The following is a 17,769-nucleotide window of genomic DNA, read 5'->3' as shown; positions in this document are numbered from 1 at the left end:
CCCCACGACCACGAACACCGCACTCGGCAAGGATGTTGAGGAGAGGGCATGTCCCCGCGTACGACCGACAACGCGCCCCGAAACGGGCGTCCGCGTCCCGACGAGGGGGCTCCCGACGAGGACCGACCCCAACTCACCACATCCGCCGGACCGACGGACACACCCGCCGAATCCGCACGCGCCGACTCAGACGCAGTAGCCGTGTCCGGGGCCGCGTCACAAGGCGAAGGGGCCCCGGCTCCCGCGCCGGTGGCCGGTCGTGGGTCGGCGTTCCGGTCCGGGCGGAGGCCCGTGGCCGAGTCGGCCGGGCGGCGGCTGGTGCGGGTCGGTGCTTGTGCGGTGGCGCTCGCCGTCGCGTTCACCGGGTTCGCGGTGGCGCTCGGTGCCCGGGACGACGACCGGACGGTGGCCATGTCCTCCTCGCCGGGTGTGTCCGCGGCCCAGCTCGCCGGCGGTGACCTCGACGCGGCGGTCGAACGGCTCCAGGCCCATCTGAAAGAACAGCCCAAGGACTTCGGCTCCTGGTCCACGCTCGGCCTCGCCTATGTCGAGCAGGCCCGGGTCAAGGGTGACCCCTCCCGCTACCCGCAGGCCGAGAAGGCCCTGGAGCGCTCGCTGAAGCTGCGCCCGGACAACGACCCTGCGCTCGCGGGCCTCGCCGCCCTCGCCGCCGCCCGCCACGAGTTCGAGGACGCCCTGCGGTTCGCGGACCGGGCGTTGAAGGAGAACCCGTACAGCGAGCGGGCGTTGTGCAGCCGCGTCGACGCCCTCGTCGAACTCGGCCGCTACGACGACGCGTTGACGGCGGTCCGCCTGGCCGACACCCGCCGCCCCGGCATCCCCGTCTTCACCCGCTACGCCTACGTGTACGAGCTGCGCGGCGACGTGAAGACCGCCCGACGTGTCCTGGAGCAGGCCCTGGACTCGGCGGCCACCCGCGGCGACATCGCCTACGTGGCCACCCAGCTCGGCCAACTCGCCTGGAAGCAGGGCGACTACAAGACCGCGCTCGACCACTACGCCCGCGCCCTCGGCGCCGACGACACCTATCTCCCCGCCCTGGAGGGCCGTGCCCGCGCCCAGGCTGCGAGCGGCGACGGCGCGGAGGCGATCCGCGGCCTGGAGCAGGTGGTGTCCTCCTATCCGCTGCCGGGACCGCTCGTCGTGCTCGGCGAGCTGTACGAGGCCAAGGGCGACAAAACCAAGGCGAACGACCAGTACGCGCTGGTGGACGCCTACACCGCCATCGCTCGCGCGAACGGCGTCAACGCCGACCTGGACACCGCGCTGGCCGCCGCCGACCACGGCGACACCAAGGCCGCGCTGCGGGCCGCCGAGGCCGAGTTCAAGCGCCGCGAGACGGTGCACACGGCGGACGCCCTCGCCTGGGCGCTGCACGTCAACGGCCGCGACGAAGAGGCCCTGCCGTACGCCCGCCGGGCCACCGCCACCGGCTACAAGGACGCGACCTTCCTGTACCACCGCGGCATGGTCGAGTACGCGGCCGGCGACAAGAAGGACGCCCGCAAGACCCTGAAGGCGGCGCTCGACCTCAACGCCGGCTTCTCGCCGCTCGGCGCGGCCGAGGCCCGCGAGACCCTGAAGGCACTGCAGGCTCTGGAGACCGCCAAGTGATCTCTCCCCGGCGCGTGTTCGCCTCCGGAACGGCGGTCCTGGCGGCCGCCTGCGCGCTCGTCCTCGGCCCCGCCGAGACCGCGAGCGCCCACCCGCTCGGCAACTTCACCGTCAACCGGTACGACGGCCTGGTCGCCGCCCCCGGGCAGCTGAGGATCCTCCACGTCGAGGACCTGGCGGAGATCCCGGCGACCCAGGCCGCGCCAGCCATCAAGCGGCAGGGCGTGGAGAGTTGGGCCCGGGAGCGGTGCGAGAAGGCCGCCGAGGGCAGTGAGGTCACCGTCGACGGGAACGCCGCCGAGATGGCGCTGAAGTCGAGCCGGGCCGAGGAACGGCCCGGTCAGGCGGGGCTGAAGACGCTGCGGGTGGAGTGCCGGCTGACGGCCGCCCTGCCGGACCGGGCCGCCGACGTACGCTTCCACGCCGCCGTGGACTCCGGCCCCGGCTGGCGCGAGGTCACCGCCCAGGGCGACCGGATGACCCTGGCAGGGTCGGATGTGCCCGAGGAGTCGGTGTCGAAGCGACTCACCGACTACCCCGCGGAGTTGTTGCAGTCGCCGGAGGACACGGCCACGGCCTCGCTCCAGGTGCGGCCGGGCGGTCCCGCGCTGGCCGAGGGGGAGAGCGCCGCGCCCGGCGCCTCGATCCTCCCGCGCGGCGCGGACCGCTGGACCAGGGCCCTCGACGATCTGGTCTCCAGCCAGGACCTCACCTTCGGCTTCGGCGCCCTGGCCTTCGGTATCGCCCTGTTCCTGGGCGCCATGCACGCGCTCGGCCCGGGTCACGGCAAGACCCTGATGGCCGCGACGGCCGCCGCGCGCGACCGGGCCCGGATGCGGGACGTGCTGCCCATGGCCGCGTCCGTGACGGTCACCCACACCCTGGGCGTCGTCGCCCTCGGCCTGCTCGTCCTGGCCGGTTCCGCCGCCGCCCCGTCCGTGATCACCTGGCTCGGCATCGCGAGCGGCCTGTTCGTGATGGGCGCGGGCGTCACACTCGCCCGCCGCGCATGGCTCAACCGCAGACTGGCCCTCACCCACGCGAGCGCACACGGGCACGGCCACGGGCACGGCCACTCACACGACCACGGCCACGGCCACGGCGATGACCACAGCCACGAGCACGAGCACGAGCACCACCATGGCCACGACCACAGCCATGCGCACGGGCACAGCCACGGCCACAGCCACGGAGACGGCCACACCCACGCGCACGACCACGAGCCGGAGCCCAGCCGGGAGCTCGTACTCGCCCAGGCCGCTCCTTCACACACCCACGCGCACAGCGAGCCCCACACGCACACCCACGCGCCGGTCACCCCCCACACCCACGACCACCAACACGACCACCAACAGGGCGACAAGCACGACCACACCCACGGCCACGACCACGACCACGACCACCAGCACAGCCCCGACGACGCCCCCCAGGAGAAGCGCTCCCTCTTCGGCGGTGGGATCACGCACACCCACGGCGGCTTCACCCACACCCACCCCACCGCGCCCACCCTGCGCGGCACGATCCTGCTCGGCTTCGCGGGCGGCATGGTGCCGAGCCCGTCCGCCGTGGTCGTCCTGGTCGGCGCGGCGGCGCTGGGGAAGGCGTGGTTCGGACTGCTGCTCGTGCTGGCGTACGGCATCGGCCTCGCGCTCACGCTGACCGCGGCCGGCTACGCCGTCGTGAAGGCGGGCGGCTGGGTGACACGGGTGATGGACCGGGGCGAGGGCCGGCTCGGCGGGCCGACGGCCGCGCTGGTGCGCAGGACCGTACCGCTGGCGTCGGCCCTGCTGGTCGTCGTGCTCGGGGCCGTTCTGGTGTTCAGGGGGGCAACATCCGCACTCGGCTGAGCTACTTTTGGGAAGAAATAGCACGGAGTGGAGATTCCGGGCCGATGCGCGTACGGATGCGAGTGACGGGGGATGGCCGTGTCCGAAGAACCGGGCGGTGAACGGGTGATCGCGGGCCGCTACCGGCTGCTGACCCCGCTGGGCGAGGGCGGCATGGGAACCGTGTGGCGGGCCCGCGACGAGGTGCTGCACCGCGAGGTCGCCGTCAAGGAGGTGCGGGCGCCGGGCGGTATCGCGGTCTCCGACGTCGAGCGGATGTACGCCCGTCTGGAGCGGGAGGCGTGGGCGGCGGCCCGGGTCGCCAACCGCAATGTCGTCACGGTGTACGACGTGGCGATGGAGGACGGCCGCCCGTGGATCGTGATGGAGCTGGTGCGCGGTCTGTCGCTCGCCGATCTCCTGGACGGCGAGGGGCCCCTGTCCCCGCAGCGCGCCGCGCACATCGGCGCCGAGGTGCTGTCCGCGCTGCGCGCCGCGCACGAGGCCGGGGTGCTGCACCGGGACGTGAAACCGGCCAATGTGCTCATCTCCAACGACGACCGGGTCGTGCTCACCGACTTCGGCATCGCCACGGTCGAGGGCAGCTCCGCGCTGACCATGACCGGTGAGGTCATCGGCTCCCCGGAGTTCCTCGCCCCCGAGCGGGCGCTCGGCCGGGCGTTCGGCCCCGAGTCGGACCTGTGGTCGCTCGGGGTGCTGCTGTACGCGGCGGTCGAGGGCAACTCGCCGTTCCGGCAGAACACTCCGCTGAGCACCCTGCGCGCGGTCGTCGACGAGGAGCTGCCGCCGCCGCACCGGGCCGGTCCGCTGGCCCCGGTGATCGAGGGGCTGCTGCGCAAGGATCCGGCCGAACGGATCTCCGCCGAGCAGGCCGAGCGGGACCTACGGATCATCGGTGCCGGGGGAACCCCGCACGCGGACGCGACGACCCCGTACAGCCCGACGGTGGCCGCCTTCCCGGTCGCGGGCGCGGGCACGCACCCGGAACCGGACGTGAACCGGTACGGGCCGCCCACCCCGCCTCGTCCCACCCCGGCCGCCACCCACCCCTCCCCGGTGCCCACCCGCGAGCCGGACCGCAACCGCCGGGCCCTGGTCTTCCTGGTGGCGGGGATCGCCGCGATCGCCTTCGCCATCGCCGGCCTGACGTACGCCCTGGTCAACCGGGACGACGGCGGGAAGGACGGCAGTCCGACCAACGGGGCGGGCACGGTGGGCGGCACCGACGACCAGACGGGCGACGGCGGTACGGGCGATGAGCCCGGCGGGGGCGACGAGACGAGCGCCGACGCATCGCCCTCGGACACGCCCACCGAGGAGAAGCCGACCACCAAGCCGCCCGCGCAATCGGTCAAGGTGTCCGTCGAGGGCGTGAACACCGACTACTCCGGCACCTGTCCGCCGCAGGACGCCGACGCGCCCACCTTCACGGCGACGTTCACCGTGGGCAGCGTCCCCGTGGACGTCGACTACCGGTGGGTGGCGAGGAGCGGCGAGGTCGAGGACGAGGGCTGGAAGACCCTGTCGTTCGCGTCCGGCGGCGGAAAGACCAAGCAGGACCGGGTCGTCGTCTCGACGAACGGGAGCCACTCGGACGAGATCGGCGTCGAGGTGCGCGGTCCGGTGAAGACGGAGTCGAACAAGGTCGCGTTCTCGGTGACGTGCGAGTCGGAGGCCCCGACCACGGGCGGGACCTCCCCCTCCGACGACTCGGAGAACCCGGACGGCTACAGCGACTCCGCCGCCGACTACGACGACGAGGCCGGAGCCCTGAACGGGGCCGTCAGGCCGCGTTCCTGACCTGAGGCCGTCCTGGCCGGCCCCGGGCCGTTCCCGGCCTCAGGCCGCGTTCCTGAACACCGGCAGATATCCGCCCGACTGGCCCGCGGCCTTCGGGTGGTACGAGTCGCCGATGTTCAGCAGGTTGAGGCTGTGCAGCCACGCGCTGCCCGAGCACAGTTCGTGCCCGGTGAACGCGGAGCGGACGTCGCCGAAGGTGAACCCGTGGTCGGCGGCGCGTTTGGCGATCGCGGTGTTCAGATAGTCGGAGGCGTTGTTGATGGCGGTCCGCTTGGCCTGCGACAGGCCGGGGCAGGTGCCGCCCAGCTGGTAGAAGCGGGGGTAGCCGAGCACCACCACATGGGCGGACGGTGCCTTCGCGCTGATCGCCGAGTAGACCTTGTCGAGTTGGCCGGGGAGCGTCGAGTCGACGTACGCCTTCGCCGTGTTGATGCGGGAGACGCAGGCGCTGTCGGACTGCAGGACGCAGGTGGTCATGACGTCGGCGAAGCCGGCGTCGTTGCCGCCGACGGAGACGGAGACCAGCCCCGTGCCCGCGCCGAGCGGCCCCAGTTGACTCGCCAGAACATCACCCGTTCGGGCGCCCGAGCAGGCCGTGAAGGCGAAGGACGAGGGAGCGTTGGCGGCCGCCCAGAGGTACGGGTAGGCCTTCGTGCTGCGCTTGCAGTCGCCGCTGGAGGAGAGGTAGCTCCCCGCGCCGACACCCGAGGAGTAGGAGTCGCCGAGCGCCACATAGCCGGTGGCGGCGGCCTGTTGGGACGCCTGCGCCGTCGCGGCCCCGGTCAGGCCCGCGCCGACGGCGAGGAGGAGTGAGGTCATGTATGCCGCAAGTCGGGAACGTCTCATGGAACCTCCCTTTAGCAGGATCTCTGCCTCAACCGTCGTAGCAACTACGCGTGTTGATCGGAAGTGTCCATGTCAATACTTTCCCGACCGCAAGCATCTGTACCCACGCGTTCCCCCCTCGTTCAATTTCAGTTGTGTGACAGAAACATGACAACCCTTCAACTCTCTTGAGCTACACCCGTAGATCACCCAGTCTGCTTACAGCCGTGAGCGGAACGCGACGCTCCCGGTCGTGAGTGCGATCCCGCACGCACCCCCCACGGACGCGCGCTCCACCCAGGCGTGCGTCGCCTATGAGGAGGAAACCCTCGTAATGGCACACCTGCGTATCAAGAACTTCCGCGTCGCCACCGTCACCACCATGGCGACCGCCGCCCTGCTCGGCGGTCTGACCGCGCTCCCCGCCCAGGCCGCCCCGGCCGAGGGCAAGGTGCTCGCGGCGGACTCCCCCACCGCCGTCAAGGACAGCTACATCGTCACGCTCAAGAAGAGCGCGGGCCTGAAGGCCGCGTCGAGCGCCGGCAAGGACCTGGTCGAGGAGTACGGCGGCACGGTGAAGCGGACCTTCAAGTCCGCACTCAACGGCTACTCGGCCGAGCTCTCCGCCACCGAGGCGAAGAGACTGGCCGCCGACCCGGCGGTCGCCTCCGTCGAGCAGAACCAGATCTTCACGGCCGACGCCACCCAGACCAGCGCCCCCTGGGGTCTGGACCGCTCCGACCAGGCGTCGCTGCCGCTCTCCGGCACCTACACCTACCCGGACAGCGCGGGCAGCGGGGTGACCGCGTACGTCATCGACACCGGCGTACGCATCTCGCACTCGCAGTTCGGCGGCCGGGCGGTGAACGGCTACGACGCCGTCGACGGCGACACCGTGGCCCAGGACGGCAACGGCCACGGCACGCACGTCGCCTCCACCATCGCGGGTTCGACCTACGGCATCGCCAAGTCGGCGAAGATCGTGGCCGTGCGCGTGCTCAACAACTCCGGCTCGGGCACCACGGCCGGTGTCGTCGCGGGCATCGACTGGGTGACCGCGAACCACAGCGGCCCCTCGGTCGCCAACATGTCCCTCGGCGGCGGCGCCTCCACCGCGCTCGACACGGCCGTCCGCAACTCCATAGCCAGCGGCGTGACCTACGCCATCGCGGCCGGCAACAGCAATGCCAACGCCTCCTCGTACTCCCCGGCCCGCGTCACCGAGGCGATCACCGTCGGCGCCACCACCAACACGGACGCCCGGGCGAGCTACTCCAACTACGGGTCGATCCTGGACATCTTCGCCCCGGGTTCGTCGATCACGGCGGGCTGGTACACCAGCGACACCGCGACCAACACCATCTCGGGCACCTCGATGGCCACCCCGCACGTCGCGGGCGCGGCCGCGATCTATCTGGCCGGCCACACCTCGGCCACCCCGGCCCAGGTCGCCTCGGCCCTGACCGCCGGCGCCGTCACCGGCAAGGTCACCAGCCCCGGCACCGGTTCCCCGAACCGTCTGCTGCAGATCGTCCCGTAAGGGCGGCCGCCACACCCTGAAGAGATGTTTCCCCGGAGGCGCGGGTCGCCTCCGGGGATTCTCGTGTGCACCCGCGCACTCCCCCGCCGACGTATGACAATTGGACGTACGGTCGGGCGTGGCGGGTCTCGACGTATTGACTCCCCCGCGCCGACTGAGCGACATTGAAGCCCGGCATCCGGCGCTTCAGGGGGCAAAGTCGCCAATGCAGACCTTACGTATCAAGCCATCGTCGCCAGGCAGTGGGGGGCCGCTGCTGGCGGGTGTGGCCGCGGCCGTGGCGGGGGTCGGCGCGGTGCTCGTGTTCGCCGGCTCCGACTCGGTGCTGCGCGGCCCGTTCGCCCTGTTCTTCCTCCTCGTCGCGCCAGGAGCCGCCATCGGGGCCGTGCTGCGCGGGCTGGAGCCGTTCGGCCGGGTCGTGACGTCCCTCGCGGGCGCGATCGCGGTGAACCTCCTCGTCGCCCAGGGCATGATCGCCACCCACTCGTGGTCGGTGACCGGTGGGATCACGGCCGTGACCGTGATCAGCTCGCTCGTCATCCTGCCGAGTCTGGTACGGCTCCTGCACGGCCGTACGGAGAGAAGACGGACCTGAGACGTGGACATCAGTGTGTACCGCCCAGGCGAACTGACGGCCGCCGACCGGGCGGCCTGGACCGCTTTGCAGTCGAAGGCCCATCTCCACGGCGCTCCCGAGCTGGCCAACCCGTTTCTGTCCCCGGAGTTCGCCCTCGCGGTGGGCAGCTGCCGACGCGGCGTACGGATCGCGGTCGTACGGGAGGGCGGCGAGCCGGCGGCCTTCTTCCCGTACCAGAGATCCACCGTCGGGGTGGGCAGAGCCGTCGGTCTCGGCCTCTCCGACTGCCAGGGCGTGGTCCACCGCCCCGGCTTCACCTGGGACGCCCAGGAGCTGCTGCGGGCCTGCGGGCTCGCGGTGTGGGAGTTCGACCACCTGGCGCAGGGCCAGACGCCGTTCGCCGCGCACGTCACCGAAAGCTTCCCGTCGCCGGTCATGGACCTGGAGCAGGGCTACGAGGCCTATCTCGGCCAGTTGCGCACCCGTTCGCCGAAGTTCGTCCGCTCGACGTTCGCCAAGGAGCGCAGGCTCGGCCGCGCGGTGGACGAGGTGCGCTATGTGCACGACGAGCGCGACCCGAGGGTGCTGCGCACCCTGATGGCCTGGAAGTCGGCGCAGTACCGCAGGACGGGCCGCAGCGACCGCTTCGCGCACCCGTGGATCACCCGCCTGGTGCACCGCCTCTTCCACACCCGCTCCGCCTCCTTCGCCGGCCAGCTGTCCGTGCTGTACGCGGACGGCAAGCCGGTCGCGGCTCATTTCGGGCTGCGCTCCGAGCGGGTGCTGACCTGCTGGTTCCCGGCGTACGACCCGGCGTTCGCGAGGTTCTCGCCGGGCCTGCTCCTGCATCTGCACATGGCCGAGGAGGGCGCCGCCGACGGCATCGCCTACCTGGATCTGGGCCGGGGGCAGAAGCAGTACAAGGATTCCCTGAAGACCCGGGAGATCTCCGTGTCGGAGGGGTGGGTCACCCGGCGCCATCCGGTGGCGCTCGGGCACCGGGCTCGACGGGCACCGGTCCGGGCCTTGCGCAACACGGTGTTGGCGCGACCGGAACTGTTCGAGCCTGCCGATAAATTGTTGAAGCGGATGGGGAAATTCCGGTCGGGGGGTCAACTAACGGACACATCAACAAAAACGTGAGTCCTCGTAAGAGGTCTTGCCATATGGTCTCAATCATCAATACCGTCTTGCATCGTTGTAAATAAACCCGCATCGGTCCGTCGGCACATGCTCCTAGGGGAGGGCTCAAGGAGCGCGGCGGCCCCGGCGCGGGGCGCGGTAGGGGGGTGCCGTGCTCGGTGACCGCACCGATCACCGAGTCGTGCCGCGCGACCGACTGCCGAGCCGCGACAGTCGGCCGGCTTTGCCAGCTCACCCGGCATGCACGGACATCGACTTCGCCGTGCCCTGAGTGAGAACCCCCCTTTCGAACCGGACAACATTCCGGACCACCCAGGGGCGGGTGGTTCACCGGACGAGAGGGACCAGACTCATGAGCTCAGTTCTGCGCCCGGCGATATCCGAGTCCGATACCGGCAGCGCCGGGACGTCGGCGCTCGCGAAGTACCGGCCGATCTCCGACCACCTGGCCATCGCACCACCGGTGAGCGTGGTGATCCCCGCCATGAACGAGGCGGAGAACCTTCCGTACGTCTTCAAGACACTGCCGGGCTGGATCCACGAGGTGGTCCTGGTCGACGGCAACTCCACCGACGACACCGTCGAGGTGGCCCGCGAACTGTGGCCGGACGTCAAGGTCGTCCCGCAGCGGGGAAAGGGCAAGGGGGACGCCCTGATCACCGGCTTCGAGGCGTGCACCGGTGACATCATCGTGATGGTCGACGCGGACGGCTCGGCCGACGGCCACGAGATCGTCTCGTACGTCTCCGCCCTCGTCTCGGGCGCCGACTTCGCCAAGGGCTCCCGCTTCGCCAACGGCGGCGCCACCGACGACATGACCCTGATCCGCAAGCTCGGCAACTGGGCGCTGTGCACCACCGTGAACCGCAAGTTCGGCGCCCGCTACACCGACCTGTGCTACGGCTACAACGCGTTCTGGCGGCACTGCCTCGACAAGATCGACCTCGACTGCACCGGCTTCGAGGTGGAGACCCTGATGAACATCCGGGTCGTCAAGGCGGGCCTGAAGGTGCAGGAGATCCCCAGCCACGAGTACCTGCGCATCCACGGCGCGAGCAACCTGCGTGCCGTCCGCGACGGACTGCGGGTGCTGAAGGTGATCCTTAAGGAGCGCTCCAACCGGCGTGCCCTGAGCCGCCGTTCGCACGCCACGATGCTCACCGCAGGGCGGGGAGAGGCGTCTTGAACGAGCCGACCGTCTCGGTCGTGATCTGTGTGTACACCGAGGACCGCTGGGAGGACATCCTCGCGGCGGTCTCCTCGGTGCGCGCGCAGTCCCGGCCGGCCCTGGAGACGCTCCTGGTGGTGGACCACAACCGGACCCTGCTGGAGCGTCTGACCAGGGAGTACAAGGAACACCAGGAGAGCGGCGAGGTCCGGGTGCTCGCCAACGCGGGTCCCCGGGGGCTGTCCGCGGGCCGCAACACGGGCATCGCCGCCTCGTACGGGGAGATCATCGCCTTCCTCGACGACGACGCCGTGGCCGAGCGCGACTGGCTGCGGTACTTCGCCGAGGGGTACGCCGACCCCCACGTCATGGCCGTCGGCGGCCGTACGGTGCCCGTGTGGGCGTCCGGCCGCCGCCCGGCCTGGTTCCCCGAGGAGTTCGACTGGGTGGTGGGCTGCGCCTACAAGGGGCTGCCCGGCGGGGTCGCCGAGGTCCGCAACGTCCTCGGCGGCAACGCCTCGTTCCGCCGCGGCGCCTTCGACGCGGCCGGGGGCTTCGCCACCGGTATCGGCCGGGACGGGGACAAGCGCCCGCTGGGCTGCGAGGAGACGGAGCTGTGCATCCGGCTCTCCCGGGCCCTGCCGGGGGCGGTGCTGCTGCTCGACGACCGGGCGGTGATCCACCACCGGGTGCCCGACGCACGGGAGCGTCTGGCGTACTTCCGGGCGCGCACCTACGCCGAGGGCCTGTCGAAGGCGCTGGTGGCGCGGAGCGTCGGAGCGGCCAGGGGGCTGGAGTCGGAGCGCCGGTACACCACCCGGGTGCTGCCCGCCGGGGTCGCGCGCGGGCTGCGCGACGCCCTGCTCGGGCGCGCGGGGGGCGCGGGCCGTGCGGGCGCGATCGTCCTGGGGGTGGCGGCGGCCGCCGGGGGGTACGTTGTCGGGAGCGTCCGGGCCCGCAGGGGCGAGGTCACGTTCTCGGTCGGCGCACTCCCGGACGGCACGGACAGCCCGGCCGGCCCGGTCGGCCCGGTCGACAAGGGGGGCGAGGGGGGCTCGTCATGACGGAGACGACGGGGACGACGGAGACGACGGCGGCCGTACCGATCCTGATGTACCACGCGGTGTCCACCGCACCGAACGACGCCACCAGGGACCTGTCGGTGACCCCGGAGGCCTTCGCGGAACAGATGGCGGTCATCGACGACCTGGGCCTCACCCCGGTCGACACCGCGGCCCTGGCGGCGAGTTGGCGGGACGGCCGCCCGCTCCCCGCCCGGCCCGTGCTGATCACCTTCGACGACGGCTACGCGGGCGTCCACCGGCACGCCCTGCCCGTCCTCGCCAAGCACGGTTTCACGGCCTCGCTGTTCGTCACCACGGGCTGGATCGAGGGCCCCCTCGACAACGGCGAGGCCCTCGACACCATGCTCGGCTGGGACCAGGTCCGCGAACTCGCCGCGGGCGGCGTGGAGATCGGCGGGCACAGCCACAGCCACCCGCAGCTCGACATGCTCGACGACGACCGGCTCCGGTCCGAGCTGCGGCGCTGCCGGAGCATCGTCGCCGACGAGCTGGGCACCCCGCCCGTCTCGTTCGCCTACCCGTACGGCTACTCCAGCCGCCGGGTGCGCGTCGCGGTGCGGGAGACGGGCTTTGCCCAGTCGCTCGCCGTCGGCAACGCGCTGGCCCGGCGCGCGCAGGGCCCGTACGCGCTGCGCCGGGTGACCGTGCGGCGCTCCACGGGCATCGCGGAGTTCGAGCGACTCGTCGAGGGCCGCGCGATCGCCCGCACCTTCGCCAGGGACCGTGCCCTCACCAAGGGGTACGCCATGGTCCGAAGAGCACGACAGGTCCGGAAGGCCATCCGTTCCCGTGTCTGACACGACGACCACCACGGCTCACGAGGCCGAGAGCACCCCGGCCGCGGAGACCGGGCCCGCGCCCGGCCCCGGCCGCAGGCTGCGCCTGCCCGGGCTGGGCCGGGGCGCGGGCGGCGACCAGCTGTTCCGCAACGCCTACGCCCTGATGCTGAACACCGGTATCTCGGCCGTGCTCGGTCTCGGCTTCTGGCTGGCTGCCGCCCGCTACTACACCGAGGCCTCGGTCGGTCAGGGCTCCGCCGCGATCGCCGCGATGAAGCTCCTCGCCGGGCTCACCGCGCTGACGCTGACGGGTGCCCTGGCCCGGTTCATCCCGGTCGCGGGGCGCGACACCGGACGGCTGATCTTCCGCACGTACGCGGGCAGTGCGGTGGTCGTGGCGCTCGCGGCGGGGGTGTTCCTGCTGACGCTGGGCCTGTGGGGGTCGTCCTACAGCTTTCTGCACGATCCGCTCTACGCCGTGTTCTTCGTGCTCGCGGTGGTCGCCTGGTCGACGCTGACGCTCCAGGACGGGGTGCTCACCGGGCTGCGCAGCGCGGTGTGGGTGCCGGTCGGCAACACCGTGTTCTCGGCGGTGAAGCTGGTGCTCCTGGTGGTGTTCGCCGCCGCGGTCCCGACCATGGGCGTCTTCGTCTCCTGGGTCGCGGCGATCGCGATGTCCGTGCTGCCGCTGGGCTGGCTGGTGTTCCGGCGGCTGATCCCGAGGCACGTCGAGGCCACCGCCGAGCACGCGCATCCTCCGTCGTGGCGGGAGATCGGCCGCTTCCTCGCCGGCGACTACACGGGGTCCCTCTTCTCCCTCGCGGTCGTCTACGCGGTCCCGGTGATCGTCGCCGCCCAGGTCGGCTCCGCCGACAACGCGTACTTCTACATCACCACCACCATCGGCGGCACGGTCAATCTGCTCGCCATCAACATGGGCGCCTCGCTGACCGTCGAGGGCGCCCACGACCCGGCACGTCTGGCCGCCAACACCCGGGCCGCGCTGAAGCGGATGGCCCGGATCATGCTGCCGGTGTGCGCGGTGCTGTTCTTCGGGGCGCCGTGGATCCTCGCCGTCTTCGGGCAGGGCTACGCGGACGCGGCGACCCCGCTGCTGCGCTGGTTCGCGGTGGGCGCGGTCCTGCGGGTGGTGATGGAGACGTACTTCGCGGTGCTGCGCGCGCAGAGCCGCACGGCCGGACTCGCCTTGCTGCAGGGCCTGTTGTGCGCCCTGGTCCTCGGCCTGACGCTGGCCCTGCTCCCCCGGATGGGCCTGACCGGCGCGGGCGTCGCCGAGATCTCCAGCCTCACGGTGATCGTGCTGATCGCCGCGCCACGGCTGTACCGGATCCTGCGGACCGCCGGGCCCGCCGAGGTGCCCGCCGACGCGGCGCCCGACGGGGATCTCGCCGACCTGGGCCGGGTGGCCTCCGCCGCGAAGAAGCAGAGCGGCGCCTGGTCCCGGCGTCTGGACTCCGACACCCTCGCCCTGGGCGTCCACGTCGACTTCGACCATCTGGAGCGCCGCCCGGACGTACGGCCCGGCCCCGGCACCCCGCCCGCCGGAACCGCGGTGCCGCGCGGGGACCACCGGCCGGCCTGGGCCCAGGACCGGCCGACGCGCCCGCTGCTGCCGCCGTCCGGGCTGGGCCTGCCGGTGGAGTCCCGCGAGCCGGGCTCGGAGTCCTCCCTGGGCCCGGCGCCGTCCCCGGAGGTGGACGCCCCGTTCGAGGAGGCCGCGGGGGAACCGGACGCGGCAGGAGAGGCCGAGACGCTGGAGAAGTCCGTACGGGAGCCGGTGAGTCCCGGGGCCGAGGAGACGCCGTCCGCGCAGGACGTACCTCGGGCGCCCCTGCGCGAACGACTGCTGCACCCCACGACCACCGGGATCGTCCTCGGCTTCCTGCTGCTCGCCGCGCTGCTGCTGTACTGGGTGCCCGCGCTGGCGCTGGACGACTCCGACCTCGACCGCATGGGCGGCCTCGGCCTGATCTCCGTGCTGCCCACGCCGACGCTGATCGGGGCGGCCCTGCTGGCCGTCGTGTTCGCCTCGCTGCTGTGGCCGGCCCGGGAGCACCGCGCACTGCTGCTGATCACCCTGCTGGCCACCGTGTTCTCGCTGCACGCGCTGCCGGCCGTGATCGAGACCGAACCCCGGTTCGCGACGGCCTGGCAGCATTTGGGCTTCATCGACTACATCGACCGCACCGGCTCCGCCGTACCCGACCTGGACGCCCGCTGGAGCTGGCCGGGGTTCTTCGCGGCGGCCGCGTTCGTCGCCGAGGCCTGCGGGGTCACCGACTTCACCGAGATCATCCGCTGGTGGCCGACGGCCGTCCAACTCCTTTACCTGGCACCGATGTTCCTCCTCGCCCGCCATATGCGGGCGAGCTGGCGCGCCAGGTGGACGGGCGTCTGGATCTTCGTCCTGAGCGGCTGGGTGGGCCAGGACTACTTCTCCCCCCAGGGCTTCACCTACCTCCTCTATCTGGTCTTCGTCGCGATCCTGCTGGTCTGGTTCCGCGCCCCGCACATGCTGTGGGGCAAGGTGCGCCCCGGCGAGGCGGAGGTGGAACCCACCGACCGCCGGCAGCGGGCGGTCCTCCTGGCGGTCCTGATCGCGCTGTACGCGGCGACGGTCCCGGCCCACCAGCTCACCCCGTTCGTGATGCTGGGCGTCCTCGCGGCCCTCGCCCTGATCGGCCGCTCGGAACTGCGCGGCCTGCCCATCCTGTTCGCCGTGCTGGTCGCCGTCTGGGTGGGCTTCCTCGCCGAGCCGTACTGGTCGGGCCACTTCGACGAACTCTTCGGCGGGGTCGGCGGGGTGGGCGGGAACGTCACGTCCTCGGTCTCCGGCCGGATCGGCGAGGGCAGTTCGACGCACAAGCTCGTGCTGTACGCGCGCGTGGCCCTCGCCGGCACGGTCATGCTCCTGGCCTGCTACGGCTTCTGGCGCCGCCGCGCGTACAAGTACCGCGAACGCTCCCTGCTCGTCCTGACGTTCGTGCCGTTCCTGGGCTTCGGCATGCAGTCGTACGGCGGTGAGATGGCGCTGCGGGTCTTCATGTTCGCCCTGCCGGGCGCCGCGCTGCTCGCCGCGCTCGCCCTGTTCCCGCGCACCGGCGTCACCGACCAGGAACGCGAGAAGGACCGGGTGAGCCTCGCCCCGCTGGCGGCCCTCATGGCCGGTCTCGTCCTGATCGGCGGCTTCCTGGTCGCCCGCTGGGGCAACGAGCCCTTCGAGCGCGTCCGCCCTGGCGAGGTCGCCGCCATGGAGTACGTCTACGCCCACGACGACCCGACGGTACGGCTGCTCTGGCTCAGCGACGACCCGGTGAACAACGTGACACCCGCGATGCCGTGGGGCGCCCGGGACATGGAGAAGGTCGAGTACGTGCCGACGCTCGCGCCGGTCGACCCGGTCCTGGTGTCCGGTGTGGCCAAGGCGCTGAAGGACGCGGGCGCGGGCTCCTTCCTGATCGTCAACCGCAGCCAGGTCACCAACCTCCAGATGGACGCCGGTTACTCCGCGAACTGGGAGTCCCGGCTCGTCCGGAACCTCGACGAGCGCGCGGACATCGAGAAGGTCTACTCCAACAAGGACGCCACGATCTTCGCGCTGCGCGACCAGACGGGGAAGGCCCCGGAGCCCGATCCCGGGCCGATCGGCCCGCAGGTCACCTGGACCCCGTGGTCGGTGGTGGGCGGCCTGGCCGCGATCGCCCTGATCGTGCTGCTGAGCGTGCGCGAGATGGTCCGGGTGGCGGTCCGCCCCGGCGTCCGGCAACTCCGGTGGCTCCAGAGCAGCTTCTGGTTCAGTCTGCCGCTGCTGGCGCTCCTGCTGGCCTCACTGGTGCAGCGCTTCCTGACGATGGGCGCGCCCTGAGCCTCACCTCTCTGGACGCCCTGAGCCTCACCTCTCCAGCCACTTCACCTCGTAGGCGGCCATGTCGAACTTCCGGCCGTCGATGTCGGCGCTGATCCTGCGGTCGAGGGTGTTGACCACGAGCACCGCCTTGTCGTCGGCGAGCACCCGGACGTTGGGCTTGTCGTCGTCGGCGACGGCCACCGTCTCGTACCCGGTCCCCGGCGGGAACTCCTCGCCGAACCGGGACAGCAGCCCGTACATGGGCAGTTCCTCGCCCCCGTCATTCTTGTCGGTCGGCGTCCACAGGCACCCGGGGCACTCCCCGGTCCTCTCCTCCGGGTTCCAGTAGAAGCCGGAGGTCGCACCGCCCTTGGCCATGGCCATCAGCCCGGAGGCCTGGACGGCGACGCGGCGGTTCTCGGACCAGCCGTGCCGGTTGTCGTCGGCGTCGGCGGGCTCGACGTAGTACTCGGCCCACCACAGCGGCAGATCACCGGACCGCTCCCGCACCCACCGGCTGACGGCCGTGAACTTGTCCGTCGCGGCGAACTCGTCGGGGACCAGCTCGTCGTCCCGGGTGTAGCTGGAGCCGTCCACCACCACGAAGTCGGCGCCGGCCTTGTTCTCGTTCCAGTGGTCGAAGGCGTCGAGGACCCGCTGGTCCAGGGAGCCCCACGGCCCCTTCAGGGAGGTCGACGCGTCCTGCTTCTGCCGTGGATCGACGCTGTCCATGACCAGATAGGGCCCGCCGACCATGATGTCCTCGTCGACCTTCTTCAAAGCCCGGTAGACGAGGTTGTACAGCTCGGTGTAGCCCTCGTAGTCCCAGCGGGCCTCCGCGTCGTTCCAGAAGCCCTTGAACTCGTTCCAGACGATGAAGTGCCGTACGTCCGGGTAGCGCTTGGCGACGGTCGCGGCGAGGGCGGCGTAGTCCGCGAAGTGCTCCGGCTCCGGCGCGGTCTCCAGCGCGGTCTGGCTCCAGTCGGTGCGGTCGGCGCCCGGTCTGCCGCCCTTCATCCAGTCGGGCGCGCAGCACAGGGTGACGACGGGGGTGCCGCCGGTGGCGCGGACGAAGTCGATGCGCCGGTCCATCTCCTCGAAGTCGTAACGCCCCTCGACGGGTTCGGGGTTGCCCGCGCCCCAGCCCATGATGTGCTGGATCTGCGGCAGGGGCCGCTCACCGAGCCGCTCCTCGACGCGCTCGACAGCCGTCCCGCTGCCCACGTCCGCGCTGTACTGGGTGTGGGTGAAACCCCAGCCCACACTGGGTCCGATGTCCCCCGGCGGGGTCGCGGGCGTGCCGTGCACCTTGTCGCCGTCGGGCGTGGTGCCGGCGGTGCTGCCGCCCCCGGGCAGTGTGCTGAGCAGGGTCACGACGAGGGCCAGCGCCGCCACCCCCACGCCCACGAGCGCGGTGAGCCGCCACCGCCGGTCCCCCGCAATCCACCCATGACGTCCCATCATGGGCAACAGTAACCGCGCGAACCCCTGCCGGGGGAGCT

General features: G+C 71.7%; 12 protein-coding genes. 10 read left to right on the top strand and 2 right to left on the bottom strand.

The window, feature by feature from the left end; all coding sequences use genetic code 11:
* The first annotated feature begins 48 nt into the window (after positions 1 to 48).
* The 3 genes from ACZ9QC_RS33650 (at position 49) to ACZ9QC_RS33640 (ending at position 5,282) form a co-directional block, all read left to right on the top strand.
* The gene (locus ACZ9QC_RS33650; protein ID WP_472916541.1) at positions 49 to 1,635 is read left to right on the top strand and encodes a tetratricopeptide repeat protein; all 1,587 of its coding nucleotides are present in this window, start codon (positions 49 to 51) and stop codon (positions 1,633 to 1,635) included.
* Complete coding sequence (locus ACZ9QC_RS33645) at positions 1,635 to 3,482, top strand: nickel transporter (RefSeq protein ID WP_472921888.1); 1,848 nt, start codon at positions 1,635 to 1,637, stop codon at positions 3,480 to 3,482. Before ACZ9QC_RS33650 ends, ACZ9QC_RS33645 begins: the two co-directional genes overlap by 1 nt.
* A gap of 72 nt (positions 3,483 to 3,554) precedes the next feature.
* The gene (locus ACZ9QC_RS33640; protein WP_472916540.1) at positions 3,555 to 5,282 is read left to right on the top strand and encodes a serine/threonine-protein kinase; all 1,728 of its coding nucleotides are present in this window, start codon (positions 3,555 to 3,557) and stop codon (positions 5,280 to 5,282) included.
* 39 nt (positions 5,283 to 5,321) lie between these two features.
* Here the strand turns inward: ACZ9QC_RS33640 and ACZ9QC_RS33635 are convergent, their stop codons facing one another.
* Positions 5,322 to 6,128: an SGNH/GDSL hydrolase family protein gene (locus ACZ9QC_RS33635; RefSeq protein ID WP_472916539.1), complete on the bottom strand. Its 807-nt coding sequence runs from the start codon at positions 6,126 to 6,128 to the stop codon at positions 5,322 to 5,324.
* A 313-nt stretch (positions 6,129 to 6,441) separates the two neighbouring features.
* On the opposite strand from ACZ9QC_RS33635, the gene ACZ9QC_RS33630 reads away from it, so the two are divergent.
* The 7 genes from ACZ9QC_RS33630 to ACZ9QC_RS33600 all read left to right on the top strand — a co-directional run bounded on the left by ACZ9QC_RS33630 (position 6,442) and on the right by ACZ9QC_RS33600 (position 16,285).
* A complete protein-coding gene (locus ACZ9QC_RS33630) occupies positions 6,442 to 7,647 on the top strand; it encodes a S8 family peptidase (RefSeq protein ID WP_472916538.1) in 1,206 nt (401 codons plus the stop codon).
* A 205-nt stretch (positions 7,648 to 7,852) separates the two neighbouring features.
* A complete protein-coding gene (locus ACZ9QC_RS33625) occupies positions 7,853 to 8,242 on the top strand; it encodes a hypothetical protein (RefSeq protein ID WP_472916537.1) in 390 nt (129 codons plus the stop codon).
* A 3-nt stretch (positions 8,243 to 8,245) separates the two neighbouring features.
* Positions 8,246 to 9,367 (top strand): GNAT family N-acetyltransferase, encoded by a 1,122-nt coding sequence (locus tag ACZ9QC_RS33620; protein WP_472916536.1) that lies wholly within the window; start codon positions 8,246 to 8,248, stop codon positions 9,365 to 9,367.
* A 352-nt stretch (positions 9,368 to 9,719) separates the two neighbouring features.
* Positions 9,720 to 10,553, top strand: coding sequence for a glycosyltransferase family 2 protein (locus ACZ9QC_RS33615; RefSeq protein ID WP_472916535.1), 834 nt, complete (start codon positions 9,720 to 9,722; stop codon positions 10,551 to 10,553).
* On the top strand, positions 10,550 to 11,599 hold the full coding sequence (locus ACZ9QC_RS33610) for a glycosyltransferase family 2 protein (RefSeq protein ID WP_472916534.1): 1,050 nt from the start codon (positions 10,550 to 10,552) through the stop codon (positions 11,597 to 11,599). Before ACZ9QC_RS33615 ends, ACZ9QC_RS33610 begins: the two co-directional genes overlap by 4 nt.
* Positions 11,596 to 12,417, top strand: coding sequence for a polysaccharide deacetylase family protein (locus tag ACZ9QC_RS33605; protein ID WP_472916533.1), 822 nt, complete (start codon positions 11,596 to 11,598; stop codon positions 12,415 to 12,417). The genes ACZ9QC_RS33610 and ACZ9QC_RS33605 overlap by 4 nt, the downstream gene beginning before the upstream one ends.
* Positions 12,410 to 16,285 carry a lipopolysaccharide biosynthesis protein gene (locus tag ACZ9QC_RS33600; RefSeq protein ID WP_472916532.1) on the top strand — a complete coding sequence of 1,292 codons (3,876 nt, stop codon included), beginning with the start codon at positions 12,410 to 12,412 and terminating at the stop codon, positions 16,283 to 16,285. The genes ACZ9QC_RS33605 and ACZ9QC_RS33600 overlap by 8 nt, the downstream gene beginning before the upstream one ends.
* Positions 16,286 to 16,312: 27 nt before the next feature.
* Here the strand turns inward: ACZ9QC_RS33600 and ACZ9QC_RS33595 are convergent, their stop codons facing one another.
* Positions 16,313 to 17,728 carry a GH39 family glycosyl hydrolase gene (locus tag ACZ9QC_RS33595; RefSeq protein ID WP_472921887.1) on the bottom strand — a complete coding sequence of 472 codons (1,416 nt, stop codon included), beginning with the start codon at positions 17,726 to 17,728 and terminating at the stop codon, positions 16,313 to 16,315.
* Positions 17,729 to 17,769: the final 41 nt, after the last annotated feature.

This window comes from Streptomyces sp. HUAS MS02 (assembly GCF_055702265.1).
Note: the sequence above shows the minus strand (reverse complement) of the source record. Positions and strands in the feature narration are given on the sequence as shown.